23 protein-coding genes are annotated in these 22,580 nt (G+C 31.6%); 11 read left to right on the forward strand and 12 right to left on the reverse strand.

All coding sequences use genetic code 11. The features are described 5' to 3' along the window. Together ACKI3Q_RS00295 and ACKI3Q_RS00300 are read left to right on the forward strand one after the other, a co-directional pair. Window positions 1-1,094: M48 family metallopeptidase (locus ACKI3Q_RS00295; RefSeq protein WP_407413155.1), on the forward strand; the 1,094-nt coding region annotated here is incomplete at its 5' end. Window positions 1,095-1,106: 12 nt separating this feature from the next. Continuing rightward, window positions 1,107-2,009 (forward strand): TDT family transporter, encoded by a 903-nt coding sequence (locus ACKI3Q_RS00300; RefSeq protein ID WP_407413157.1) that lies wholly within the window; start codon window positions 1,107-1,109, stop codon window positions 2,007-2,009. Between the two features lie 311 nt (window positions 2,010-2,320). On the opposite strand, the gene ACKI3Q_RS00305 is transcribed toward ACKI3Q_RS00300, so the two are convergent. The 6 genes from ACKI3Q_RS00305 to ACKI3Q_RS00330 form a co-directional block, all read right to left on the reverse strand. Further along, a complete protein-coding gene (locus ACKI3Q_RS00305) occupies window positions 2,321-2,932 on the reverse strand; it encodes an orotate phosphoribosyltransferase-like protein (RefSeq protein WP_407413159.1) in 612 nt (203 codons plus the stop codon). A 9-nt stretch (window positions 2,933-2,941) separates the two neighbouring features. Then, window positions 2,942-3,901, reverse strand: a complete 960-nt coding sequence (locus ACKI3Q_RS00310; RefSeq protein WP_407413161.1) for a Gfo/Idh/MocA family oxidoreductase — start codon at window positions 3,899-3,901, stop codon at window positions 2,942-2,944. Window positions 3,902-3,916: 15 nt separating this feature from the next. Next, complete coding sequence (gene hemC, locus ACKI3Q_RS00315; RefSeq protein ID WP_407413163.1) at window positions 3,917-4,786, reverse strand: hydroxymethylbilane synthase; 870 nt, start codon at window positions 4,784-4,786, stop codon at window positions 3,917-3,919. 185 nt (window positions 4,787-4,971) lie between these two features. Further along, window positions 4,972-6,372, reverse strand: coding sequence for a coenzyme F430 synthase (gene cfbE, locus ACKI3Q_RS00320; protein WP_407413165.1), 1,401 nt, complete (start codon window positions 6,370-6,372; stop codon window positions 4,972-4,974). 1 nt (window position 6,373) lies between these two features. Then, complete coding sequence (locus tag ACKI3Q_RS00325) at window positions 6,374-8,227, reverse strand: bifunctional NADP phosphatase/NAD kinase (RefSeq protein ID WP_407413167.1); 1,854 nt, start codon at window positions 8,225-8,227, stop codon at window positions 6,374-6,376. 60 nt (window positions 8,228-8,287) lie between these two features. Beyond that, a complete protein-coding gene (locus ACKI3Q_RS00330; RefSeq protein WP_407413169.1) occupies window positions 8,288-8,749 on the reverse strand; it encodes a pyruvoyl-dependent arginine decarboxylase in 462 nt (153 codons plus the stop codon). Window positions 8,750-8,818: 69 nt separating this feature from the next. Between ACKI3Q_RS00330 and ACKI3Q_RS00335 the strand changes: the two genes are divergently transcribed. The 3 genes from ACKI3Q_RS00335 to speB all read left to right on the forward strand — a co-directional run bounded on the left by ACKI3Q_RS00335 (window position 8,819) and on the right by speB (window position 10,514). Further along, window positions 8,819-9,124: a hypothetical protein gene (locus ACKI3Q_RS00335; protein ID WP_407413171.1), complete on the forward strand. Its 306-nt coding sequence runs from the start codon at window positions 8,819-8,821 to the stop codon at window positions 9,122-9,124. 97 nt (window positions 9,125-9,221) lie between these two features. Continuing rightward, entirely contained in the window at window positions 9,222-9,611 is a 390-nt protein-coding gene (locus tag ACKI3Q_RS00340) for a translation initiation factor IF-5A (RefSeq protein WP_296795498.1), read from the forward strand. 33 nt (window positions 9,612-9,644) lie between these two features. After that, window positions 9,645-10,514 (forward strand): agmatinase, encoded by an 870-nt coding sequence (speB, locus tag ACKI3Q_RS00345; RefSeq protein ID WP_407413173.1) that lies wholly within the window; start codon window positions 9,645-9,647, stop codon window positions 10,512-10,514. A 24-nt stretch (window positions 10,515-10,538) separates the two neighbouring features. Here speB and pyk read toward each other — a convergent pair whose 3' ends face one another. Beyond that, window positions 10,539-11,942: a pyruvate kinase gene (pyk, locus tag ACKI3Q_RS00350; RefSeq protein WP_407413175.1), complete on the reverse strand. Its 1,404-nt coding sequence runs from the start codon at window positions 11,940-11,942 to the stop codon at window positions 10,539-10,541. A gap of 226 nt (window positions 11,943-12,168) precedes the next feature. Further along, window positions 12,169-12,444, reverse strand: coding sequence for a winged helix-turn-helix domain-containing protein (locus ACKI3Q_RS00355; protein WP_407413177.1), 276 nt, complete (start codon window positions 12,442-12,444; stop codon window positions 12,169-12,171). Between the two features lie 173 nt (window positions 12,445-12,617). Here ACKI3Q_RS00355 and ACKI3Q_RS00360 point away from each other — a divergent pair, with 173 nt between their 5' ends. Then, window positions 12,618-13,838, forward strand: coding sequence for a TIGR00300 family protein (locus ACKI3Q_RS00360; protein ID WP_407413179.1), 1,221 nt, complete (start codon window positions 12,618-12,620; stop codon window positions 13,836-13,838). 1 nt (window position 13,839) lies between these two features. Beyond that, window positions 13,840-15,555, forward strand: coding sequence for an adenine deaminase (gene ade, locus ACKI3Q_RS00365; protein WP_407413181.1), 1,716 nt, complete (start codon window positions 13,840-13,842; stop codon window positions 15,553-15,555). Here ade and ACKI3Q_RS00370 read toward each other — a convergent pair. Next, complete coding sequence (locus tag ACKI3Q_RS00370; RefSeq protein ID WP_407413183.1) at window positions 15,552-16,178, reverse strand: DUF447 domain-containing protein; 627 nt, start codon at window positions 16,176-16,178, stop codon at window positions 15,552-15,554. The genes ade and ACKI3Q_RS00370 overlap by 4 nt on opposite strands. Window positions 16,179-16,270: 92 nt before the next feature. On the opposite strand from ACKI3Q_RS00370, the gene ACKI3Q_RS00375 reads away from it, so the two are divergent. The 3 genes from ACKI3Q_RS00375 to ACKI3Q_RS00385 all read left to right on the forward strand — a co-directional run bounded on the left by ACKI3Q_RS00375 (window position 16,271) and on the right by ACKI3Q_RS00385 (window position 18,489). Continuing rightward, complete coding sequence (locus ACKI3Q_RS00375; protein WP_407413185.1) at window positions 16,271-17,278, forward strand: SIS domain-containing protein; 1,008 nt, start codon at window positions 16,271-16,273, stop codon at window positions 17,276-17,278. Window positions 17,279-17,343: 65 nt separating this feature from the next. Further along, on the forward strand, window positions 17,344-17,739 hold the full coding sequence (locus ACKI3Q_RS00380) for a zinc ribbon domain-containing protein (RefSeq protein WP_407413187.1): 396 nt from the start codon (window positions 17,344-17,346) through the stop codon (window positions 17,737-17,739). A gap of 324 nt (window positions 17,740-18,063) precedes the next feature. Next, window positions 18,064-18,489 (forward strand): hypothetical protein, encoded by a 426-nt coding sequence (locus ACKI3Q_RS00385; RefSeq protein ID WP_407413189.1) that lies wholly within the window; start codon window positions 18,064-18,066, stop codon window positions 18,487-18,489. Between the two features lie 56 nt (window positions 18,490-18,545). Here ACKI3Q_RS00385 and ACKI3Q_RS00390 read toward each other — a convergent pair whose 3' ends face one another. From ACKI3Q_RS00390 to ACKI3Q_RS00400, 3 genes are all read right to left on the reverse strand, one after another. Next, window positions 18,546-18,983 carry a hypothetical protein gene (locus ACKI3Q_RS00390; protein WP_407413191.1) on the reverse strand — a complete coding sequence of 146 codons (438 nt, stop codon included), beginning with the start codon at window positions 18,981-18,983 and terminating at the stop codon, window positions 18,546-18,548. Window positions 18,984-19,158: 175 nt separating this feature from the next. Beyond that, window positions 19,159-19,719, reverse strand: a complete 561-nt coding sequence (locus ACKI3Q_RS00395; protein WP_407413193.1) for an Hsp20/alpha crystallin family protein — start codon at window positions 19,717-19,719, stop codon at window positions 19,159-19,161. A 75-nt stretch (window positions 19,720-19,794) separates the two neighbouring features. Next, window positions 19,795-20,823, reverse strand: a complete 1,029-nt coding sequence (locus tag ACKI3Q_RS00400) for an NOG1 family protein (RefSeq protein ID WP_407413195.1) — start codon at window positions 20,821-20,823, stop codon at window positions 19,795-19,797. Window positions 20,824-21,261: 438 nt separating this feature from the next. Here ACKI3Q_RS00400 and ACKI3Q_RS00405 point away from each other — a divergent pair. Beyond that, on the forward strand, window positions 21,262-22,580 hold a 1,319-nt coding region (locus tag ACKI3Q_RS00405), incomplete at its 3' end, for a hypothetical protein (RefSeq protein WP_407413197.1).

Here is a 22,580-nt window from a genome sequence, read left to right on the forward strand (position 1 = left end):
TTATTATGGCTAAAGATGATAGAAGTTCATTGAATCCGTTCACAGGAAAAGAACATTATGATACTGTAAACGACGATAAATTCTTGGAAGAGTGCTATCGTGAGTATTACGGCATTGTAAATAAAGCTCAAATTATTGATAATACTCCTGAAGGTCAGCTGGTTTATAAGGTTGCTTCTAATCTGATTAATGCCGTTTATGATTACTTATCTTCAATCGGCAGGCTTGATTATGTTGAAGATTATTATGACTGGGAATTTCATTTGCTTTTGGACAACACTGTAAATGCATTCTGCATTCCTGGAGGAAAAATAGCTGTATTTTCCGGTATTCTGTCCATTGCAAATAATGAGGAGGAACTTGCATTTATTTTAGGGCATGAAATGGCTCATGCATTACTGGACCATACCAGAACTAGGGCGAGTGCCCAAAACACCAAAGATACTTTAACTACTGTGTCATGGTTTGGAAGCTTTGCTTTTGATTTGCTGGGAATGGGTGGAGTAGGTGATTTAACGCGGGCTGCAGTAAACACTGCCAGTATAGGATCCCAATTCTTATTGTTGAATCCTTGGGGCAGAGACCAGGAACTTGAAGCTGACCGTTTGGGCATGCTGATAATCCATTGGGCAGGTTATGATATTAGTGGTGTTCCTGCATTTTGGCAAAAGATGAGCAGTCAAAATGCCAACAATTTTGATTTTTTCTCAACGCATCCTGCTGATGATAAGAGGATTGCCGTAATGCAGTCTTTGGTTTCAGAAATTGAGGAAGGAATTGACTACTCAATGCCAGTTCTGGCTGAAACTCCTAATCCGAACAAGGTTCATAAAATTGAATCAGGACCGATTAAAGTATGCAAAAATTGCGGCCATGAGGAGAAGGAAGATGCTATATTCTGCACCAATTGCGGAACAAAGTTCGATGATTTGTTAATTTGCCCTAATTGTGGTGTAAACATTAATGAAGGAGATTCATTTTGTACATCATGCGGTTTTAGATTAACTGAAAATGATGAATTAAGATGTCCCGTTTGCGGCTATGCTGTAAATAAGGGGGATGTTTTCTGCACAAATTGCGGAAGCAAAGTTTGACGGGTAATTTGGATGGATATAAATATTATCAAAAGATTGCCGATTCCCGTTTCCGGTTTGATTTTAGCTATTTTATCTTTGGGTAACTTATTGCAAGTTTACAGCTCTAATTTTAGATTGATTTGCGGTATTTTCGGATGTATATTGATTATTATGCTTCTTTTGAAGTTAATTCTATATCCTCAAAATGTTGGGGATGACCTGTCAAAGCCAATAATATTATCTAATTCCGGAACTTTTTCAATGGCATTGATGGTTTTATCTACATACATCAATTCATTTAATGGTGATTTGGCATTAGGTGTTTGGATTTTAGGTGTAGCTTTACACATTCTACTAATTATCTACTTTACTTACCATTATATTGTACGAAATTTCAATATAAACATGGTCTATCCAAGTTGGTGGATAGTCTTCATTGGAATAACGATGGGTGCAATCACTGCACATGTTCATGGATTGGATGAAATTGGATTTCTGTTTTTCTTATTTGGTTTCATTTCAATGCTGATAACTCTACCTCTGGTGATTTTCAGGTATTTGAAATATCCAAACAAGGAAGATTCAAATAAGCCATTGATATGTATTTTTACCGCAGTAATGAGCATATTAATCGTTGGCTATACCAATTCTGTAAATGCAATATCAAATGAATTTTTAATTCTTTTGTATGCTTTTGCTTTTGCATTTTTCCTGTTCGCTTCATATATGGTGTATGAGTATAGAAATTTGGATTTTTATCCTAGTTTTTCTGCATTTACATTTCCCTTTGTAATCACCGCTATAGCTTCAACTGAAGTTTCTAAATTATTTGGCTGTTGGATTTTTAATTATATTGTTCCGATTCAGACAATGATTGCGGTTATTCTGGTTATCTATGTAATTTACAGGTACTTGAAATTTTTAATTTCATGATGTAATATTGACATTACTATAATATTTAAATACTATTGGATTACATAAATATTAATTGAAAATTGAAAAAAATCCGTATATTTTTTTTAATTATTCGTGTGCGAAATTTTGATTTGGATTTGTAGATTTTCTACTTTTCTAAATTATTATCTTTTTTTCTGCTTTTTATATTTAATAATTAATTTAGTTTTAGTTAATAACATCACAACTCAATTTTTCAAAGGAATTATTCATGTGATGAGTATACAGTATTATTCGGGTAATATTATTTGAATAATATTTTTTAAAAAAAGAGAATTGGAAGTAGATAATTATAATCTACTTACTTTAATTAAAGATTCTACAGGAACCTCTTCAATTTCTGAAAGGCCTGCTTTATCAATTAAAACAGTAACGCAAGTAGGCTCACCGCCATGGTCTTTTACTGTGTGGATTACTTCACGGGCAGTTTTTCCACTGGTAATGACATCATCAACAATGATAACTTTCTTGCCTTCAACAGATCCGAAATTGGTACTTATTGTACCTTCGTCTTCAGTTTGGTCTTGGTCTTTCCTATGTTTGTTTGGGTGAAAAATAGCTAATGATGTATCGAGTCCAGTCATATCTTCCAATAGGTCTGCCATTGTTGTTGCAAACGGTACTCCACTAACTGCTATTCCTAAAACAACATCTGCTTCACCATGTGTAAGAGCCAAATCACTTAAAGCACCTGAAACATAACTTAAACGAGTTGAATTTCCACCAATGCTTTTCCAGTTAATAGCAAAGTCTCCAGTGGATTCTATTTTCTCTTCGTTAGGTTTTTGAAGAGTTAGCCATCTGGCTGTATCCATACTAACATTAAGTTCATCAGCAATTTCACCAGTGGTAAATCCGTGCTGTCTTAGTTCTTGAGCTTTTTGAATTAATTTATTTTTCATAAATATCACTTATTCCTCAAGTTCATCTAAACTAATTGGTCTATGTTCTTTAGATGACATATTTGCTGCTATTACCATTTTAAGAGCGTTAAGCCCATCTTCACCAGTAATTTCTGGTTCTTCTTCATTAACAACAGCATTTAAGAATGATTTCAATTCGCCTTTTAAAGGTTCTTCATGATTGATTTTGATGTCCTGTGCGAATTTTCCGTAAACGTCAATACTCTGTTTAATGTAATCTACAGTAATGATGCCGTCAGTTCCGGTAAGTTCAAGTTCTCTTCTTTTATATGGGGTTAACCAATTTACTTCTATAATTCCAGTTGATTCATTGTCAAAGCTTACCATAATTTCTGCATGGTCCTCAAAGTCACAGTCGTCAAGTATACTGTTCATTGTACCGTAAACCTGCATGACATTTGATTCAAACAAGTAATTCATAATATCTAAATCATGTATAGCTAAATCTATTGAAACACCGACATCCTTTATTCTTGGTGGGAGAGGCCCTACTCTCTTTGCAAATGCAGACACTATATCTCCAATAACTCCATCTTCAATAAGTTCTTTAGCTTTTTGAACAGCAGGATTAAATCTTTCTACATGTCCTGTTGAAAGAATCACTCCAGCTTCTTTTGCAGCAGCAATCATTTCTTCAGCTTCATTTAATGTAAATGCTATAGGTTTTTCAACTAAAACATGTTTTTTATGTTTAATAGCTTCCATCACTACTGCATGGTGGAAAGTAGTTGGAACACAAACACTTACCACTTCAATATCCGGATTTTCAAGTAGTTCATTGTAATCGGTGTAACCTTTTGCATCATATTTGCGCTCAATTTTTTTAAGTGCCCTTTCACTCACATCAGAAACAGCAACTAAATTAGCTTCTTCCATTTTATGGTATACACGAACATGGTTTTCTCCCATTGCTCCTACACCAATAACCCCTACATTAACATTTCTCAATTTCAATTCCTCCAATCAAACATAATCCTCGAATACTTTCCCAATTTTACGACCTAATTCTACTGCATTCTTAATTGAACCAGTTTCAGTCTGTTCTTTTAGGATTTCTCCATCTTTAGCAAGTAATATTGAATAAATATTGAATTTTTTATCTTTCATCTGTGCTATAGAACCAATTGGCCATTGACATCCAACGCCTAATTCTTCTAACACTTTCTTTTCGGCAAATACTTCTTGCATGGAGGTATAATCATTTAATTTTGATATGATTTTCTTGTTGTCATAATCTTTTCTTGTTATTATAGCTAAAGCACCTTGTCCTGCAGGGGGTGTAATGTAATCTAATGGAAATACTGTTTTAATATTTTTAGTTAGACCTAACCTCTTTAATCCTGCTTCTGCCATTATCGTTGCATCCAAATCACTTTCAAAGACTTTATTAATTCTAGTTTCGATATTTCCCCTAATAGGTTTAAGTTCAAAGTCTTTTTCATAATGATTACAGAATGCTTCACGTCTAAGGCTGCTGGTTCCCAATTTTGATCCGGGTTCTAATTCTTCCCAGGATTTTTCAGAAATCAGCACTTCATGGGGTGATTCGCGTATTGGAACAGCTACAATTTCCAAATCTTCATCTAATTCGGTCGGTAAATCCTTAAAACTATGTACAGTAAAATCAACTTCTTCCTCCAAAAGTGCAATATCCAATTCTTTGGTAAAAAGCCCTTTTGAGTCCATATTATACAATTGGGAAGTAGTAATTTTATCTCCTTTTGTTTTAATAATTTCCAAGTCAATTTTTTCTCCAGTTATTCTAGATAAGTCTGCACAAACCTGCTTTGTCTGTGCAAGTGCCAATTGACTACCTCTTGTTCCAACTATCAAAATTATCGTCTCCAATTTTTAAAAGCATTGCAGAAAGAATTTTTATTTTTTTATTTTACATATAAGTTTTAACTTATAAGTAATAATATAAATTTACAATATATTGTTCTATTTTTAATTATAATTAAATGTTTCAATTTTAAGTAAAAAATATTTTCCAGTATTCAGTCTATAATTTGTTATTATCATCGTTTAGATAATATTCTGTAATCTGATCTATAAATAAAAAGTAAATTTTTTTTATTTTTGATTGCAAAATCATAAACTTCATTATAATCTTGAACATATTTGATTTTTTTATTGATTTTAGTTAAAATGCTTTTGCCAACTTCACCGGTTAAAATAATTTCTTCATCAAGACTGTTGATTAGACCGGAAACAGCATCTTCATCTATTTCCTCACAGGTAATCCCATAATCTCCTCCAATAGAAATGATGTAATTGGGATCATTGTTAAGCATATTGATGGACGCTTCAATTGCCTTTGTATTGATGCCGGGGTTAATCTCTTCAATAATCGTGCTGTTTTCAATGATTTTCTTATTTGTTCTTCCAGATATTCCCTTATAATTTTTCAAACCATTAATAATCTTGTTATCATCTATATTCAGGGATAATGCCGTTTCTACAACACCTATAACATTTAATACATGATGGGGTCCTGGAGCAAAAGTTTTAACTTCTATTTCTCCGCTAATCGATTTTCCAATTTTTGTTTTAATGTCTTTATACACTATGTTTATTGTGGTTTCATCAAGGGAATAATCAATGTTTTTAGCATATAAATTGCTGCTTTTATCATTCAAACTAAATGAATTAATTTTTTCATGTTTTATATCGGAATAGTATTTGTCAAGAGATTCCTTTTCACAACAAACAATGTTGCATCTAAATACTTGTTTTTTGGCAATGCTTGCTGAAGATTTATTTTTTGCAATAGGATAATCTTCAACAATGTTTGTTAAAAGGCCCACATCCCCAATTCCACTCACACCAAGGGATGATTCAAAAATTGCACAGTTATATATTTGGTCCCGATTTTCTCCCCCACAAACAGGATTTGCCAGTTTATAAGCTAAGTCAACACATTCCTTGATATTGGCGGGTGTTATTGAGATATTCTTTTTTAATATAATTTCTTTTTTGTCTTTGTAAATTAAAGCACCCAAACTGGATAAAAGCAGAGGATTATCATCAATAAAGATTTCTTTAAGCATGAATGCACAGCTGGTTTTTCCTTTAACTCCGGTTATTTCAATTTTATTTATATCTTTTCCCCATTTGCTTAAAATTTCAGCTATTGCCATGTGGTGTGTGATAAATGTATAATTTAAATTTGGATTGTATTGTTTTATCTCTTCATTGGTTAATGGCAGGTGAATTGGATAGATTACTTTTAAATCACCTTTAAATTTGGATAAATCTTTCAATTGGATTAATTTAATATCATAAATATCCAACATTTGCTTTTCAATGTTTTTTATTGTATTGTAAATGTCAAAACAGTAAACTTGCTCCCCTTTTTTTGCAAGGCTTATCGCAATCTTTACTCCTCCATGAGTTAAATCGATAACGAGGGTATACATTTTATAAACACCCGTTATTCTTATTAAGGCCACCTTCACTCAATTTATCTTTAACTCTTTCATAGAAGTATTTGCTGCTTGTTCTTATGAAATAAACACTTTTATCTGCTTTTTTAAAGTTAATTTCTTCAAGGTATGATGCTTCTTCATTAATTTGGCCGTCCATAACAAATACTGCTTTTTTACCTTTTTTAAGTAATTTTACGGTAATTTCACTATTGTCAGATACAATAAACGGTCTTGCACCTAGTTTATATGGGCATATTGGTATGATAATGAATCCTCCAAGTTTAGGATCTACAATAGGGCCTCCTGCAGACATGGCATATGCTGTAGAACCACTGGGTGTTGAAATAATGACTCCATCAGCTCTGACTTCTTCAATTGTTTCACCATCAACCTGAATTTCAAAATGCAACATTTTTGCAGGTTTGTCGGTCATTATAACTACTTCATTCATTGCATTATAATAATGGTTTTCGTGTGAAACTACAAGTTTGCTTCTTTTTTCTTTATAGTATTCTCCTTTGATAACTTTATCCAGAGCGCTGAATGTTTCATTTACTTCAATATCTGTCAAAAATCCTACGGTCCCCATATTGATTCCAAATAATGGGGTTTCTTCTTTGAGTTTGGCTTGGGCTCTAAGCAGGGTTCCGTCTCCACCCAAAACAACGCTCATGTCACATTTAAACTCATTTATGTCTTTAGCAATCTTTTTAAAGTTAATTTTCAAATTTAAGTCTTTAAATGCTTCAGAAATCTCTGGAGATTCCTTAATTATTTTTTCAATAATCTTATGGAGTTTAGGGTTTTGTTTCAGCTCTTCAATCTTGGTAGCCAATCTTTTTTCAATAATGACCTCAATTCCATTTGTTAAAAAGTAATCAACAAGTTTTGCAGAGAATAATATGGCTTTGTCTTGGTCAACACGACTGACGATACCTACTTTTCCAATAATATCTGCCTGATTATCGTTTAAGATATCAATTATTTGTTTATGAAGTATTTTATTATTTGCAGCAACCACAATTGCTTTTTCATAAATGCTGAGAGGATTGTTTAATTTTTCACCATGTTTGGATGTTATAATTGCACCTGCTTCTTCAACAATTAATTTTGATGCTGCGATATCGATTATTCTGCTTCCTCTCAAATCTAAAAATGCATCATATCTTCCACTTGCAACATAGGATAATTCCAGCACGACAGAACCCAATACTCTCATTCTTCTAGCATTATCTACTAATTTTGAAGCCGTTGATGTTCCGCTTTTTGTAAATCCTCCTAATGTCATTTCACTGAATTTTACGACATTGCTGGGATGTACTTTTTCATTGTTCAGCCAGCATCCCTTTCCTTTTTCAGCTTCAAAAAAGTTACCGTTTCCAAAGTTGCTGATAAAACCTAATTCTACGTCATCTAAGGTAGCCAATCTTCCTTCAGGAACATTTGCAACAGCAATGGATATTCCATATGCAGGTATTTCTTTAATTGCATTGCTTGTTCCGTCAATTGGGTCAACTAAAAATATTAATTTCGGTTTTTCTTCTTCATCGAGATCATCACGCTGTAATTCTTCGGTCAGGTTGATGCTTCTTTTTGTTCCTTTCCCAAGTTTTAATTCTCCAATTTCTTCACTAATGATATAAGATAATACTGGAGCATTTTTTAAAATATTGACTAATGTATCTTCAGCGATAATGTCTATGTATGATGTAGGTGTCCCATCAGCACCTATTTTTACTTTTTCTCCAGCTTCAGGTGTTCCGGCATAGGGTCTTATTGCTCTACTTACTTCCTTTATCATTTCGTAAGCCAAATCGGTAGCTATTTTTTTATCTTTAGCATCCATATTTTCACCTTTTTATCATAATTTTTTTAGTTAGTATTTAAATTGATTAAAGTTTTTCATTTATTGTCGGATGATATCATCATTAAGATAAACCACACTTGAGACAACGGATGCTATGTTTTTAACTGTAGTCGTTGAGGATTTTACAATTAAATCTTTTATTATAACATCACGTTTGTCCATCATATAAGTAACCATGAATTTTGCTTCATCAATCAAATCAGTTTCCTTTTTATTAATTCCTGTTGTTTCAACAACACAGCCTAATTCCTCTCCAATAGCTACTGCTATGACTGCAGTTATTTCATCTCCCGGCTTGTCTGATGTGATTTCGGATAATACACAATTTACCATAGAGCCTGCTTTCAATTTGGGCAAATCTTCAATTTGTGTATTTTTGCCCAGCATGCTTGATACTTTAATCAGATTCACGTCTCCAATTCCAGCATCAGTTAATGCATTGTCAAAAGCATTTAATCTTGTAGGTCCTTCATCTTTTCCACTAACAATAGCTATTTTCATTTTATCACTAATATTTATTATGTACTTTATATTAAATATAAGATTATGATTTTTAATAAATATTTATCATTGGTAATAACGGGAGTTTTATTTTTAATGCTGATGCTGCTGTTGTCTTCGGTTGTAATCCTTATTCGCCTGGACAATATTATTTATTCTGGTGTCATCATTGTTGCTTTTATTTTTATTTGCAGGGCTTTTTATAACTTTTTGAGAAATGATGATGAGTATAAAAATACCAGAAAACGATCATCCGATTTAAAGGGTGAATCTTACATCACCAAAGGTGAAAGCGATATTAGAAAAATATTTTTGATTATTTGGATTTTTATAATGACTATCCTTTTAGCATTAACATTTATATTAATTGCTTAATCGAATAGTTTATATAAAATAGAAAATAAAAATTATAAATAATCTAAGATAATTCTTATTGTAGATTATAAAATGTGGAATTTATGGAGGAAAATTAATGTCAACTAAAGTTGTAGAGATTAAAACATTAAAAGTTGGAAAATATATTGTATTAGGTGGAGAAGCATCTAAAATCACTAGTTTAACTACCTCATCCCCTGGTAAACACGGGGCTGCTAAAGCAAGATTAGAAGCAGTAGGTATTTTTGATAACCAAAAAAGAAGTATTGTTAAACCTGTAGATACTAAAGTAGATATTCCAATTATTGATAAAAGAGTAGGTCAAGTATTATCTATCCAAGGTGAAAACGTTCAATTAATGGATATGGAAAGTTACGAAACTTTAGACTTACCAATGCCTGAAGATTTAAAAGATGAAATCTCCGAAGGTATTGAAGTTGAATACATTGTAGCTTTAGGTAATATGAAAATCATGAGAACTAAATAAGTTCTCTCTTTTATTCTTTTTTTTAGATACGTTATGCTATTGAATACTTACGAACCTTGGAAATTTGCATTTTCCGCAGAAACTGATTTTGATAATATTAAAAAGGATTCATATGGCATAATTGGTGTTCCTTTTGACAGTACGACATCATATCATTCAGGGTCCCGTTTAGGTCCTGTTGTTGTTCGTGAAGCATCTTACGGGTTTGAAAATTATAATATTAACTTTAAAACATCACTTGATGCTGTTTTTTATGATTTTGGTGATGTTAATGTAGTTCCAGGTAACTGTGAAGCTACATGCAAAATTGTTGAAGACACCACTAATGAATTATTGGAACTGGGAATTCGGCCAATAACTATTGGTGGGGAGCATTCAGCTTCCATTGGTGTCATCAAGGCATTATCTGAAAGATATGATAAATTAACTGTTGTACATTTGGATGCTCACAGGGATTTGGCATTCGAATTCATTGGCGAGAAGTATTCTCATGCAGCAGTAATGAGAAGGGCTCATGAGTTTGGTGTGGACCTGGTTCAGATCGGAATAAGGTCATCATCTTCTGAAGAGGAAGAATTCGTCGATTCAACATATAACATTCAGACATTTAAAAATAAGGATGTGCATAGGCACATGGATGCAGTAGAATATTATTTAACAACTATTGATACGCCTATTTATTTATCAATAGATATGGATGTATTGGATCCGGCTATTGCTCCTGCTGTTGGAAATCCAACACCTGGGGGGTTATTCACATCTGAAATAGAAAGTCTTATTAAAGCATTGTCTTATAAAGATGTTGTTGGAATGGATGTTGTTGAGACAGCTACTGATAGGTTAGGTGAAAATACTGCTGTAACTGCAGCTAAAATAATCTATGACTTTTTGTCTTTGATTTAATTAATTCACCATTCACTTAATAAGTTATATTTCTACAATTTTTAAATAATTGGTTCTTTTGGCCTTACCTACTGGAAATCCTCCAGTAACTACTATTAAATCTCCTTTATTCAAATTAAACTCTTTTTTAGCTAGTTTTTTAGCATTTTTAATCATTTCATCTGTGCTTTCATATATGTCTGTTATTGCTGTTTTAACACCAAAATTCAAAACAACTTTTTCCGCAATGTGGTTGGATGGACAGCAAGCCAAAATTATGGAATTCGGTCTCCAATTACTAATCTTTCGAGCCGTAAATCCTGTCATGGTGGCTGTTACTATCAGTTTAATGTCTGAATATTCGACGGCATCCACAACTAATTTGGCAATTGTATCGCTGATGCCGATTGTTCCTCTGTAATAGGCATGTTTTGTATAGTCTATGGTTGATTCCACATATTCGCATATTCTGCTCATTATCTTAACGGATTCTATTGGGTGCTTTCCAATAGTAGTTTCTCCGGATAGCATAACACAGTCAGTTCCATCCAATACGGCATTTGCCACATCAGAAACCTCTGCCCTTGTAGGCCTAGGACTTGTATACATTGAAGCCAACATTTCAGTTGCGACTATGGCAAACTTGCCTTTTTCACGGCACTTTCTAATAATTCTCTTTTGAAGTGTTGGGAGCTCTTCCATTGGGACTTCCACTCCCAAATCTCCTCGAGCCACCATAATTCCATCTGATTCATCAATAATTTCATCTATATTTTCAATGCCTTTCTGGCTTTCAATTTTTGAGATGATGAGTGCATCTCCTCCGGCTTCATTAATTATTTCACGGGCTATTTTAACATCATCCTTATGGTTTACAAAGGATAATGCAAGATAATCGCATGAATGTTTTGCTGCAAAAGCAATATCTTTTTTATCCTCTTCGCTCATGAAATTTAATTTTAAATCAACTCCTGGAACATTGATGCTCTTCTTATTTTGGATTTTCCCTTCACCTAAAGATTTTAATACAGCATAATCATTTTCTTTACCTATGACTTCCAATTCAAGTAATGCGTTATCTATAAGTACTTTGTCACCTAATTTTAATAGGTCAATTGCCTGGCTGTGATTAACTCCAAATTCTTCTCTATTACCCATTAAACAAGTTTCACTCATCTTAATAGTATCTCCTTCATGAAGAGTTACTTCTCCACCTTCAATTTCTAAAGTTCTAAACTCCGGTCCTTTAGTGTCATACATAATAGCGACAGGCATGTCACATAATTCACGTACTTTCCTGACATTGTCTATTGTTTTTAATATTTCTTCTTTTGTAGCATGGCTGAGATTGATACGTGCGCAATCCATACCATTATTAACCATCTCACTCATAACCTCTACAGATTCGCATGACGGACCTATACTACATATAATCTTTGTTTTTTTCACACTATCCTCTCCAATAGTATTCAATAATGGGCTAAAATTGTAAGCATTTAAATTATTGTATTTCTACTGCTTATTTTCATAGCATAATTAGCAGTATTCTGAACTAATTGATAGTTATTAAATGAGAAATTTATATAATTTTTGGATTGGGGAAAAAATTTTTAATTGAATTTGAAAAAGTAATGCTTTGGGTGATTTTAATGGGGGAAAATTGTGAATGGTATGGTTATTCGTATTTGTCTTTGACTTTATTGAGATAATATGTTCCTTTATCAGTAATGCTATAAAATCTGTATCTAGCATCCTCTTCATTTAAACAGACAACTAAATCTGCATCTTTCAATGTTTTCAGGTATTTGGATACATGATTGCTATTGTCTCCTATATCTTTACTGATTTTTGAAGGTATTTTGTCTTCAAATTCTAAAGATTTTAAAACTTCAACTCTTTTTTTTGAACGAAGTAATAATGAAATAATTCTCATATCATCTTTAATTTTCATATTGATACTTTTTGTTCGTAGTTATTATAATTAATTTGTATATGCTATTAGCAAGATAATAGCATATATTTATAATTTTCATTATTTTTTTTTAAATGGATTTTTTATAGCAATACCATTAAATATCACTGCTAACCATATATATAATATTAACAAAAATGGAGCAAAATTTTATGTATAAAAGAACTATTGACCTTTCTGGCCATATTATTGACTCATTAACTTTGACCAAGACAATGGGCATCATTATGGACAAAGGCGGAGAATTTGATATTTTAGAAATTAATGTTGGTAGAAAGAAATCAGATATTAGTAGAGCGAAAATTGAAGTATCTGCCAAATCTCCCGAATTATTAGAATCTATCTTAGACGAATTATCTGTTCTTGGTGCATCTATTGATGAACTTAAGGAAGTTAATTTAGTTGCATCTACAAAAGATAAAGTTGCTCCTGAAGGTTTTTACTCTTCATCCAATCATACAACCCACATTTACTATAAAGGAAATTGGATTCCTGTTGAAGATATTGAAATGGATTGTGTGGTTGTTGTTGATGAAAAATTCAATCGTGCTTTTGTAAAACCAATTGCTGATGTAAAAATGGGCGATAAGATTGTTGTTGGTCTTGATGGTGTAAAAGTTACACCTCCTCATAGGTCAAGGGAGGAGCAGCAAGTATTTGAATTCATGAACAGTGATGTATCTTCAGAAAAACCATTAATGAATATTATTCGAGGTATTGCCCAAGAAATGAAAGAAATTAAGGCTAAAGGCGGAAAAATAGGGATTGTTGGTGGACCTGCAATTGTCCATACCGGATCAGGAAAATATTTGGCCTCTTTGATTCGTGAAGGATATATTGATGTTATCATGGCAGGTAATGCTTTAGCCACTCATGATATGGAATGCGACATATTCGGCACTTCATTGGGTATTGAAGTTGAAACGGGCAAAATTGTCGCTCACGGTCATACTCATCATATGAGAACCATCAATAAAATCAATCGTTCAGGTTCCATTAGGGATGCCGTTGAAGATGGTACCTTGACTGGTGGAATAATGTATGAATGTATTAAAAATGATGTTCCATTTGTGCTTGCAGGTTCTATTCGTGATGACGGACCTCTTCCTGATGTAATAACTGATATTACAGTATCCCAAAGGGAAATGAGAAAATATGCTCAGCAGGTGGACATGGTTATAATGATAGCTACAATGTTGCATTCAATAGCAACTGGTAATATGCTCCCTTCAAGAGTCAAAACAATATGTGTTGATATTAACCCATCCACAGTTACTAAATTATCTGATAGGGGCAGTGCACAAGTGGTCGGTATCGTTACAGATATTGGTTCATTTTTACCATTACTTTATGATGCTTTACAAGATGATTAAAATGTCTTTCACTGCGTTTATTTTGGATGTCTTAACTGATTCCGTTTATCCTGCCAGAATTACTATTAAAAATGGGGTTTTTGATGAGATAGTTCCTATTGTTTTAGATGAAGATATTGAAGTTGATGTTGAAGGATTATTGATTCCCGGATTCATTGATTCCCATATTCATATTGAAAGCAGTATGCTAACTCCTGCCCAATTTGCAAAAATTGCAGTTAGGCACGGTACTACTTCTGTTGTTTGTGACCCTCATGAAATTGCTAATGTTTGCGGTATTGAAGGCATTGAATTCATGATTGACAACGCTTCCCAAGTTCCATTTAATTTTTATTTTTCAGCACCATCATGTGTTCCGGCAACTGCATTTGAAACATCAGGTGCAGTTTTAGGTCCTGATGAAATTGAATTTTTACTTCAAAAGAATGAAATTGTTGCTCTTGGAGAAATGATGAATTTTCCCGGTGTTTTAAATGGTGATGAAGATGTTTTAAGAAAATTGGAATTGGCCAGAAAGTACAATAAGCCTATTGACGGTCATGCTCCATTGCTATCAGGCAAAGAATTGGATAAATATTTGGAACAATATATCATCACAGACCATGAATGCAGCAATTTTGCTGAAGCTATTGAAAAAAAGCAAAAGGGCATGAAAATTATGGTCCGTGACGGTTCATCTGCTAAGAATATGGAAGCCCTTTTTGATTTTAATGATAGGTTAGACTATTGGAAAAATCAGGATAGTTTCGGCATCATACCTACTGATGTGTTGGAAAGAAGAATCAATTCTCCAATTTTTGATTTTATTGTTACTGATGATAAAAATCCTAGAGATTTAGTTAAAGGTCATTTAAACGGATCTGTTAAAAAAGCATGTGAACTGGGAGTAGATGTAATTAAAGCTATTGAGATGGTAACCATCAATCCGGCAGCACATTATAATTTGGATGCTGGAGCTATTGTGACTGGTGCAAAAGCAGATTTCATAATAATTGATAATTTAATTGATTTTAATATATTGAAAACTTATATTTCGGGCAAATGCGTATTCGATGGTGAAAATGTTTTGTTTGATGTAGGTGATGTTGAATTTGAAAATACAATAAATGCATCTAAAAAGCAACCTGAAGACTTTGATGTATATTATGATGGAGATATGTGTAAAGTCAATGTTATAAAATGTTATAATGGTGAACTGTTAACTAAAAAGGTTACTGCTGATTTAATGTGTATTGACGGCAAAGTCCAATCAGATATTTTTCAGGATGTGTTAAAAATTGCTGTTGTTGAGCGTTATGGTGGAAATAATGTAGCCAATGGATTCATTAAGGGATTCGGCCTTAAAAAAGGTGCTATTGCATCATCAATTTCTCATGATTCCCATAATATTATTGTCATCGGTTATGATTCTGAAATGATGGCGAATGCAGTTAATACTGTGATTGACAACATGGGAGGATTAGCCGTTGTAAGTGAAGAGTTTTATGGATCCCTAGCCCTTCCTATAGGAGGTTTGATGACTAATAAGGATGCATTTGATGTGGGTAAAAAACTGCGTACTTTGCAGAAAATGGCTATAGCGTTGGGCTGTCAACTTGATGCGCCTTTCATGACAATGGCATTCATGTCTCTTTTAGTGCTTCCATCAATTAAACTTTCCGATAAGGGTTTGTTTGATGGTGATAATTTTGAATTTATGGATGTAATTATAGATTAGATGTCGTAACCTTTTTCATTTAGTTTACTTTTGATTTTATCCATTGCCTCTTTATCTTTTTTAGAACCGACTTTTTTTACAACTCTGTATGCTTCTTTAAATGAATCCAGATAATATTTTCTTTTTTCATCATCTACAATATCTATTATTGAAAAATTAGCTAAGCATTCTATAACATAACTGAAAGCCCGATTATATGCTTTAACAGGTTTATTGATGATTAATTCTGTAACATCCGCTTTAATGACATTGGCTTCTCCTTTCTTTTTAATTGGATCGCTTTGTTTAACTGCTTCTTTGATGTTTTTAACTTCACATTTAAAATAACAATCAACATCTTTAATCGATTTGTTTTCGTTAAAATCATCTGCTTCAAGATTATCCAATAAAGACCAGGTAAATAATTCAGGATTTTGTGTAATATTGACTGTGAATTCCTTTTGCTCAATGATATTTTCCAGTGTATGACTTCCTTTAAAAATACGACACATTACCTCATTATTTCCCCTGCATAAAATTCCAATAGGTGCTGCATTCAGACTACCATCCATATTCGCTGTGGTGATGATGGTTTCATATTGTTGGCCTTTAAACATACCAATTTTTGTTAAATCAATTTCCATTAATATAAGATTATACTTCTTTTTTAAAAAAACTTTTTATATTTTGAAAAAGAAAGTTAATATATATACAAAAATACAATAGGGGGCTTTCCATGAAATATAAAATGTATGATGAAATGATGGAACAACCTGATTCACTTAGAAAAACATTTGAAAGTGAATTACCTACAATGAATGAAGTTTCTGAATTGGTTAAAAAAGTAGATAAAGTTTATTTAATTGGATGTGGAAGTTCTATATCAACTTGTTACAGCGTTAGGGACGCACTTAGAATGTCTACTACATTAAATATTGAAGTATTTTCAGGATATGAATTTTATTATAACAAATTTTTACAAGAAGGAGAAAATTCACTGGCTATATTTACATCACAGTCTGGAGAAACAGCAGATACATTATCATCTCTTAGACGTGCCAATGAATTTGGAATACATACTGTTTCCATTTCCAATGAACCAGACAGTTCCATGATTAAAGAAGCTAAAACTCCAATTGTCACAAGATGTGAAACCGAAACAGCTATTTTGGGTACAAAAACTTATGTAACTCAAATTGCTTGTCTTTATCAAATTTTGTTCTCAGCTTCTGATTATGAAAATAAAGATGAATTATTATCTCAGTTACAGGAAATTCCGGACATTATAGAAGAATTGCTTAAGACAACTGAGGAAGATTATAAAAAATTGGCTGAACAATACAAGGATGAAGAAATTTTCTACTGTTTGGGAAGCGGACCTAACTTCGGTCTTTCATTTAAAGTGGCAATGACTATGCTTATGGAAGGTGCAATAAAACATGCATGTCCATTATACGCATCCGAATTTAGGCACGGTTTGATTGAACGTGCTGAAAAGGATGTTCCTATGATTATTTTTGATTGTGATTTTGAATCTGATGAAATTACAAGAAAAGCTATTGATTTTTCCAATAATTTGGAAGCAAAAGTTATTGTATTTAATTTAAGCGATTTTGCTGATGTGGATAAGTTATTATCTCCATTAATCTTTGTAGTTCCTCTTGAATGGTTTGTCTATTACTTGGCCCATTTCAATGGTGAAGATCCTGGTGCTACAAGGCATATTGGTAAAGTCAGATACTAATTTTTAAATGCAGTAGATTATTCTACTGTTATTAATTATTTTTTTAATAATATTTTGGTGAAATTATGAAAAAATGTCCTGAATGTGGTCAGATTGCAGATGACTCATCAATTTTCTGTCAGAATTGCGGAAATACATTGGAAGTTGTTGAAGAGGGTCCGACTGTTGAAAACAGACATATAAATAATATTCCGGTTAATGGAAATTATCATGAAAAAATTCAAACAATGAAGATGTTTGGTTATGCGGCAATTTTACTTGAGATTATAGTTATCTTGGGAGCATGGGCATTTGTAAGGCTGATTAATTCAGATAGGATGATGTTATATCCATTATTATGTGTACTGGTTTCATTTTACTGTGCATTTAAATTGGTGGATTACGAGGAAACAATTAAAGATTCCAAAATAATAATAGCAGCATCCATAATATTGTTTATTTTGGGTTTAATTCTTGTTTAAATGAATTAAATTGATTAAATACTCTTTTTATTTATTTTTTTTTAATAATTCCCAATGCCATCATTATTAATTTATTTTCTGTTTTTGTAATAGCTATTATCATGTAATCTTTCTTTAAATTATATGTCTATCATAATAATTAATTATTCGATTAATTATTTTACTACTTGAACTAATAAATATTAAAAATATTATTCAATAATTTAATATAAGCAAACCTTTATATACTAAGGCCAATATATATAGTATTGGTATTATGTAATGATAAATTTGTGTTTAACTTGTTTATTTTTGCACAATATTTCAATTTTGGGAGCGAGTATTATGGCTGAAAAAGAAATCATTGATCAAACTAATGAACCTGCTGTTGAAGAAAAAGAAAAATTGCCTTTTGCTAAAAATGAGATATACCGTTTGATGAGGGAGAATCTTGACAGTGACAAAATTATTCGGGACAGGGTAAAGGTTGAAATGAATAAATTTTTGGCGGACATATTAAAAAATGTGTGCAAACAGCTGAATGATTATCCATATACAACAGTAGATTATGAAATGTTTAAGGAAGCTACTTATCCATATACTAATATAGAAAGAATCAATGAAGAAAAAGAAAGAATTTTGTTGCATTTAAACAGTATTAAAGCTGATTGTGATGCTTTAGCAATGGATGTTGAAAAAACTCTAAAGTTAAATGACTGTGTGAAAAACGATTCATTTGCAGACTTTTCGTTAGATGAAAATGAAAAATAGTATTTTTTATTAAAAAATAAAAAAATTTGCTTAAAAAAGGTAAAATATCCCAAATATTAGTTAATATGTGGGGTATTAATTTTTCCTTTTAGATAAGCATTTCCAATATAAGCAAAGATTACTCCAAGTATTATTAATAATATTGTTTGATTTCCAACGAATTCTAAAAAGTACATTAGTTGCTGGCCTCCGTATACTGAAACAATGACTGTATTTTGCAACAGGCCAGTAAACAGGCCGATTATAAATCCAACAATAATGGAATCATACATATTTTTAATATGTGGTGTAAGAATTAGCAGGGTTATCATTAATCCAATACAGAAACTAAACGGAAAAATACCTAAAAACATATTATAGGCATATTCTACTTGTTTGTATATTGTAAAGGAAAATAAATAGTAGAATATTGTCCCTAATAATAATGATAAAACAATGCCCACAATGGAGTATTTTAAAATCACTTTCAAATCAAACTTTTTATTTTCATTCATAAAAATGCCTCCGAAGATTTGCATCTTCCTTTCATGTTATTAATATATTACATTTGATATTTAAAATTATTTGGTGGCAGTTTTATATTAATTTTGGATTTAAAAAAAAGTAGTGTATTGATCAGGATTTTTCCTGATCAATGTTTTAAATTAATTTTTAAAACAATTCGTAACCTTATTCTACAGTTACTTTATGTTTTGGTATAATTAATTTTGGAAGAGTAATTAATACAATTCCTGAATTATATTTTGCTTTGATGTTGTCTACTTCAACACTGTTTTCAAATCTTACAGTTTTTGAGCATTTTCCTGTAGTTAATTCAGAAGCAATAATGGTTGCATCTTCAACTTCTTCTAATTCTTCAATTAATGGTTTGAAAGTTGCAGTAATTACAATATCATTGTCACTTGCTTCGATTTCAACATCTTCTTTTGGAATACCTGGAATAGCAACTTTTAAGTAATATGTTTCATCGGTTTCGATTAAATCGACAGCCAAATTACTTACAGTAGCACTTTTGTATTCATTGATTTTATCGTCAGCATATTTTTGCATGTTTTTGATATTTTCTTTAAATTCATCAAATGTGGAGTTTAAGTCATTTACGAACTTTTCAGAGTAAACTTTACCTTTTTCTTTTTTTTCGTCAAATTTATCTTTTTTTTCGTCATATTTATCTTCAAATTTTTCTTTTTTTTCATTCACTTTTTCTTCAAGGATGTCTTTTTCTTCCATGTTTATCACTCCTTTATACGTTCTTTCCTATATGTTTGATAATAGATTATCAGTTCATGTATATAAACATTCCCTTTAATAGTAGTCCAGTTCTTCCTCATCAACTTCCGGAATTCTATCTATTTTTTCAATACCATCTATTATTTTATTTATTTCATCTATTCCGTCACCATCAAGAGCAGATATGAATAATGTATTTTCAGGGTTGTCCACAAATTGATTAATGTATTCTTCATCCTGTTCAATATCCATTTTATTAAATAAATAGATTATCGGTATTTCACTAAAAATTTTTTCAATCTGTTTCAATAGATTGTATTGGCTTTCTAAGTGGAATCCGCAAGTTTCAGATCCGTCAAAAATGAATAAAATTGCATCGGCCAAATGTTCCAGTGCAACAATTGCATTCATTTCAATGTCATTCATTTCCAGTACTGGGCTGACCAGTAATCCTGGTGTATCTATAAACTGAATGCTTTTCCAATGTCTTTCAGTATGGTCTATTTGAATTCCTTTTGTTGTAAATGGATAATCCGCTACTTGGGGGTCAGCACCGCTAATCTGTCTTAGGAGTGTTGACTTTCCAACGTTTGGAAATCCTGCAATCACAATGGTTGTTGCATCAAAATCAATTGTCGGCATATTTCTTAATTTGGATTTTGCAAAGTCCAGGAAATCCAAATCCTTTTCTATTTTATTTATAACTGATGCAATTCTTCCATATGCCTCTCTTTGGATAGCGCTTGCTTTTTCTGAAGGGCTCCTTTTGAATTTTCTTGAGTATTCCCTTTCCAATTGGGCTAAAATACCATATGCCCAGTTAAGCGCACCCAATGCCTGTTTCATCGAGTCCACACCAACAGTAATGTCGATATAATCTTGATAAAATGGATGTAATTCTTCAATTTCTGGCACTGCATCAATAATTGATTTTAATTTATCCTTCATTACCTGACATGCAGTGACAACTCTTCTTTCTTCAATTTTTTTCCCCTTCAAATGTTTAGGGATTTTTTGTGTCCGCAGTAAATCTGCAGCTTTTTTTCCTCTGCTGAATCCCTTATCCAATATTTCATCGGGGGTGGGTATCGTTGGTATCATCATTATATCACTCTAAATATCAGTTGCTTATATGCTTTCTCTCTCAACCTTTCTATACTATAGTTTAGATTTGGCAGGTTAATTAAATTTGTGGATAAGGTTGTGATATTTCAGTGGGTATATTATTTGTTTTATATAATGGATATAATAATAAATTAGGTTAGAGTTTTAACCGATAAAATTATAAAAAAAGTATTTTGAGATTGGAGAACCCCAATGCTGAAATAATGTCTCCTCCCGTGGAGACGAAGCTTAGAGAAGCTGAACTTCTAGAAGTTTTTACCTCCAGAATCTACAATTAAATATATGTAATATCAGCCATAATAAACAATATTAAAAAGATGTTCAAAAAGATGATATAACAATTAAAAATCCAGATTTCCTAAATTTATGAATTGTAATATAAGATAATATTGGTGGGGGATAATCATTAATCAGACAATGTTAAAATTAGAATCAATAGAATCAAGCATATTTGAGGAGCTATCGAACTCAATAATTTATTTTCAACATCGTATTAATATAATTTCGACTGGACTAAATCGGGAAGGAAAACCTATAAAATGTCCTATAGATGCAATTGGAATTATAAAAAATGATGATAAAACTGAGTTTGTATTTATTGAAGCAACTACAACGCAAGTTAATAGTTTAAAAGATAAATGGTTAAGTAAATCTGATGATAAACCTGGTGACATAATTAAAACATATAAAAAGGCAAAAGAATTTTTTAATCTAAATAAAAATTCATCTTTTAAACTATTTTTAATGACAAATAGAGATTTATCTGGGGATAAAGGTTTAGATTTAATAACAGAGGTTGAAAATGAAAATTTTGATATTCCTTTAAAAATTGAAATTATGGAACAAGGGTCAATAAAACAATTCTTGGATCATGATAGTGATGGACAATATTTGAGAAAAAAATTTCTACAAATTGATGCTGAAAGGTTATCTAAACCGTTGTTGCATAAAATTTGTGATGAAAACCTGCAAGCATATGAAAATTTCATTAACACAACGGGATTTAATAATTTAATTGAAAGAGAGGAGCTACCTTCAATTGAAAAACATATCAGTAATAATAATTTGTCTTTTTTAATTGGAGAATCTGGATATGGCAAAAGTGTAATTTCTTTTCAAATACTCAAAAGACATATTAATAATGGAGGATATGGTTTGTGGATATCTGAAGAATTTTTAAAAAATTCTTCTAATTTAAATTATACATTAGATGAACTTTTACATCAATATTGTCCAAAATTAGAAAAAAATAGTGGATTTAAAGCATTAAACATTAATTCCAATGATAATTTTTTATTGATTTTTGATGATTTGAATAGGAGTGAAAATCCTAAAAAATTAATTGATAAAATCATTAATTGGTCGAAAAATATTAAATCAGGTAAAGAAAATACTGATGAAAATTATCATGATAAAATCCGGCTTATTTGTCCAATTTGGCAAAAAAATATGAAAAATTATGGTGGTAATCTAGATAACGATTCAAATATAATCATAGAAAAACTAAAAGATGAAGATGGGATAAAAATTTTAAAAAGCACAGCCAAAGACAAAGGCATTGTATTGTCCGATTTAGAAGTAAAAAATTATCTAAAAAAATTAGATAATGATCCATTTTATATTGGTCTTTTTATCTCAGAATTAAATAAATTCAAAAATTGGGATGATTTAATCAATAATGCATTTCAAATTTTCTTAAATCGAAAATTTGAAGAATTAGATGAAGAAGAATTTTT

The organism is Methanobrevibacter sp., from assembly GCF_045636185.1.
GTDB lineage: Archaea > Methanobacteriota > Methanobacteria > Methanobacteriales > Methanobacteriaceae > Methanocatella.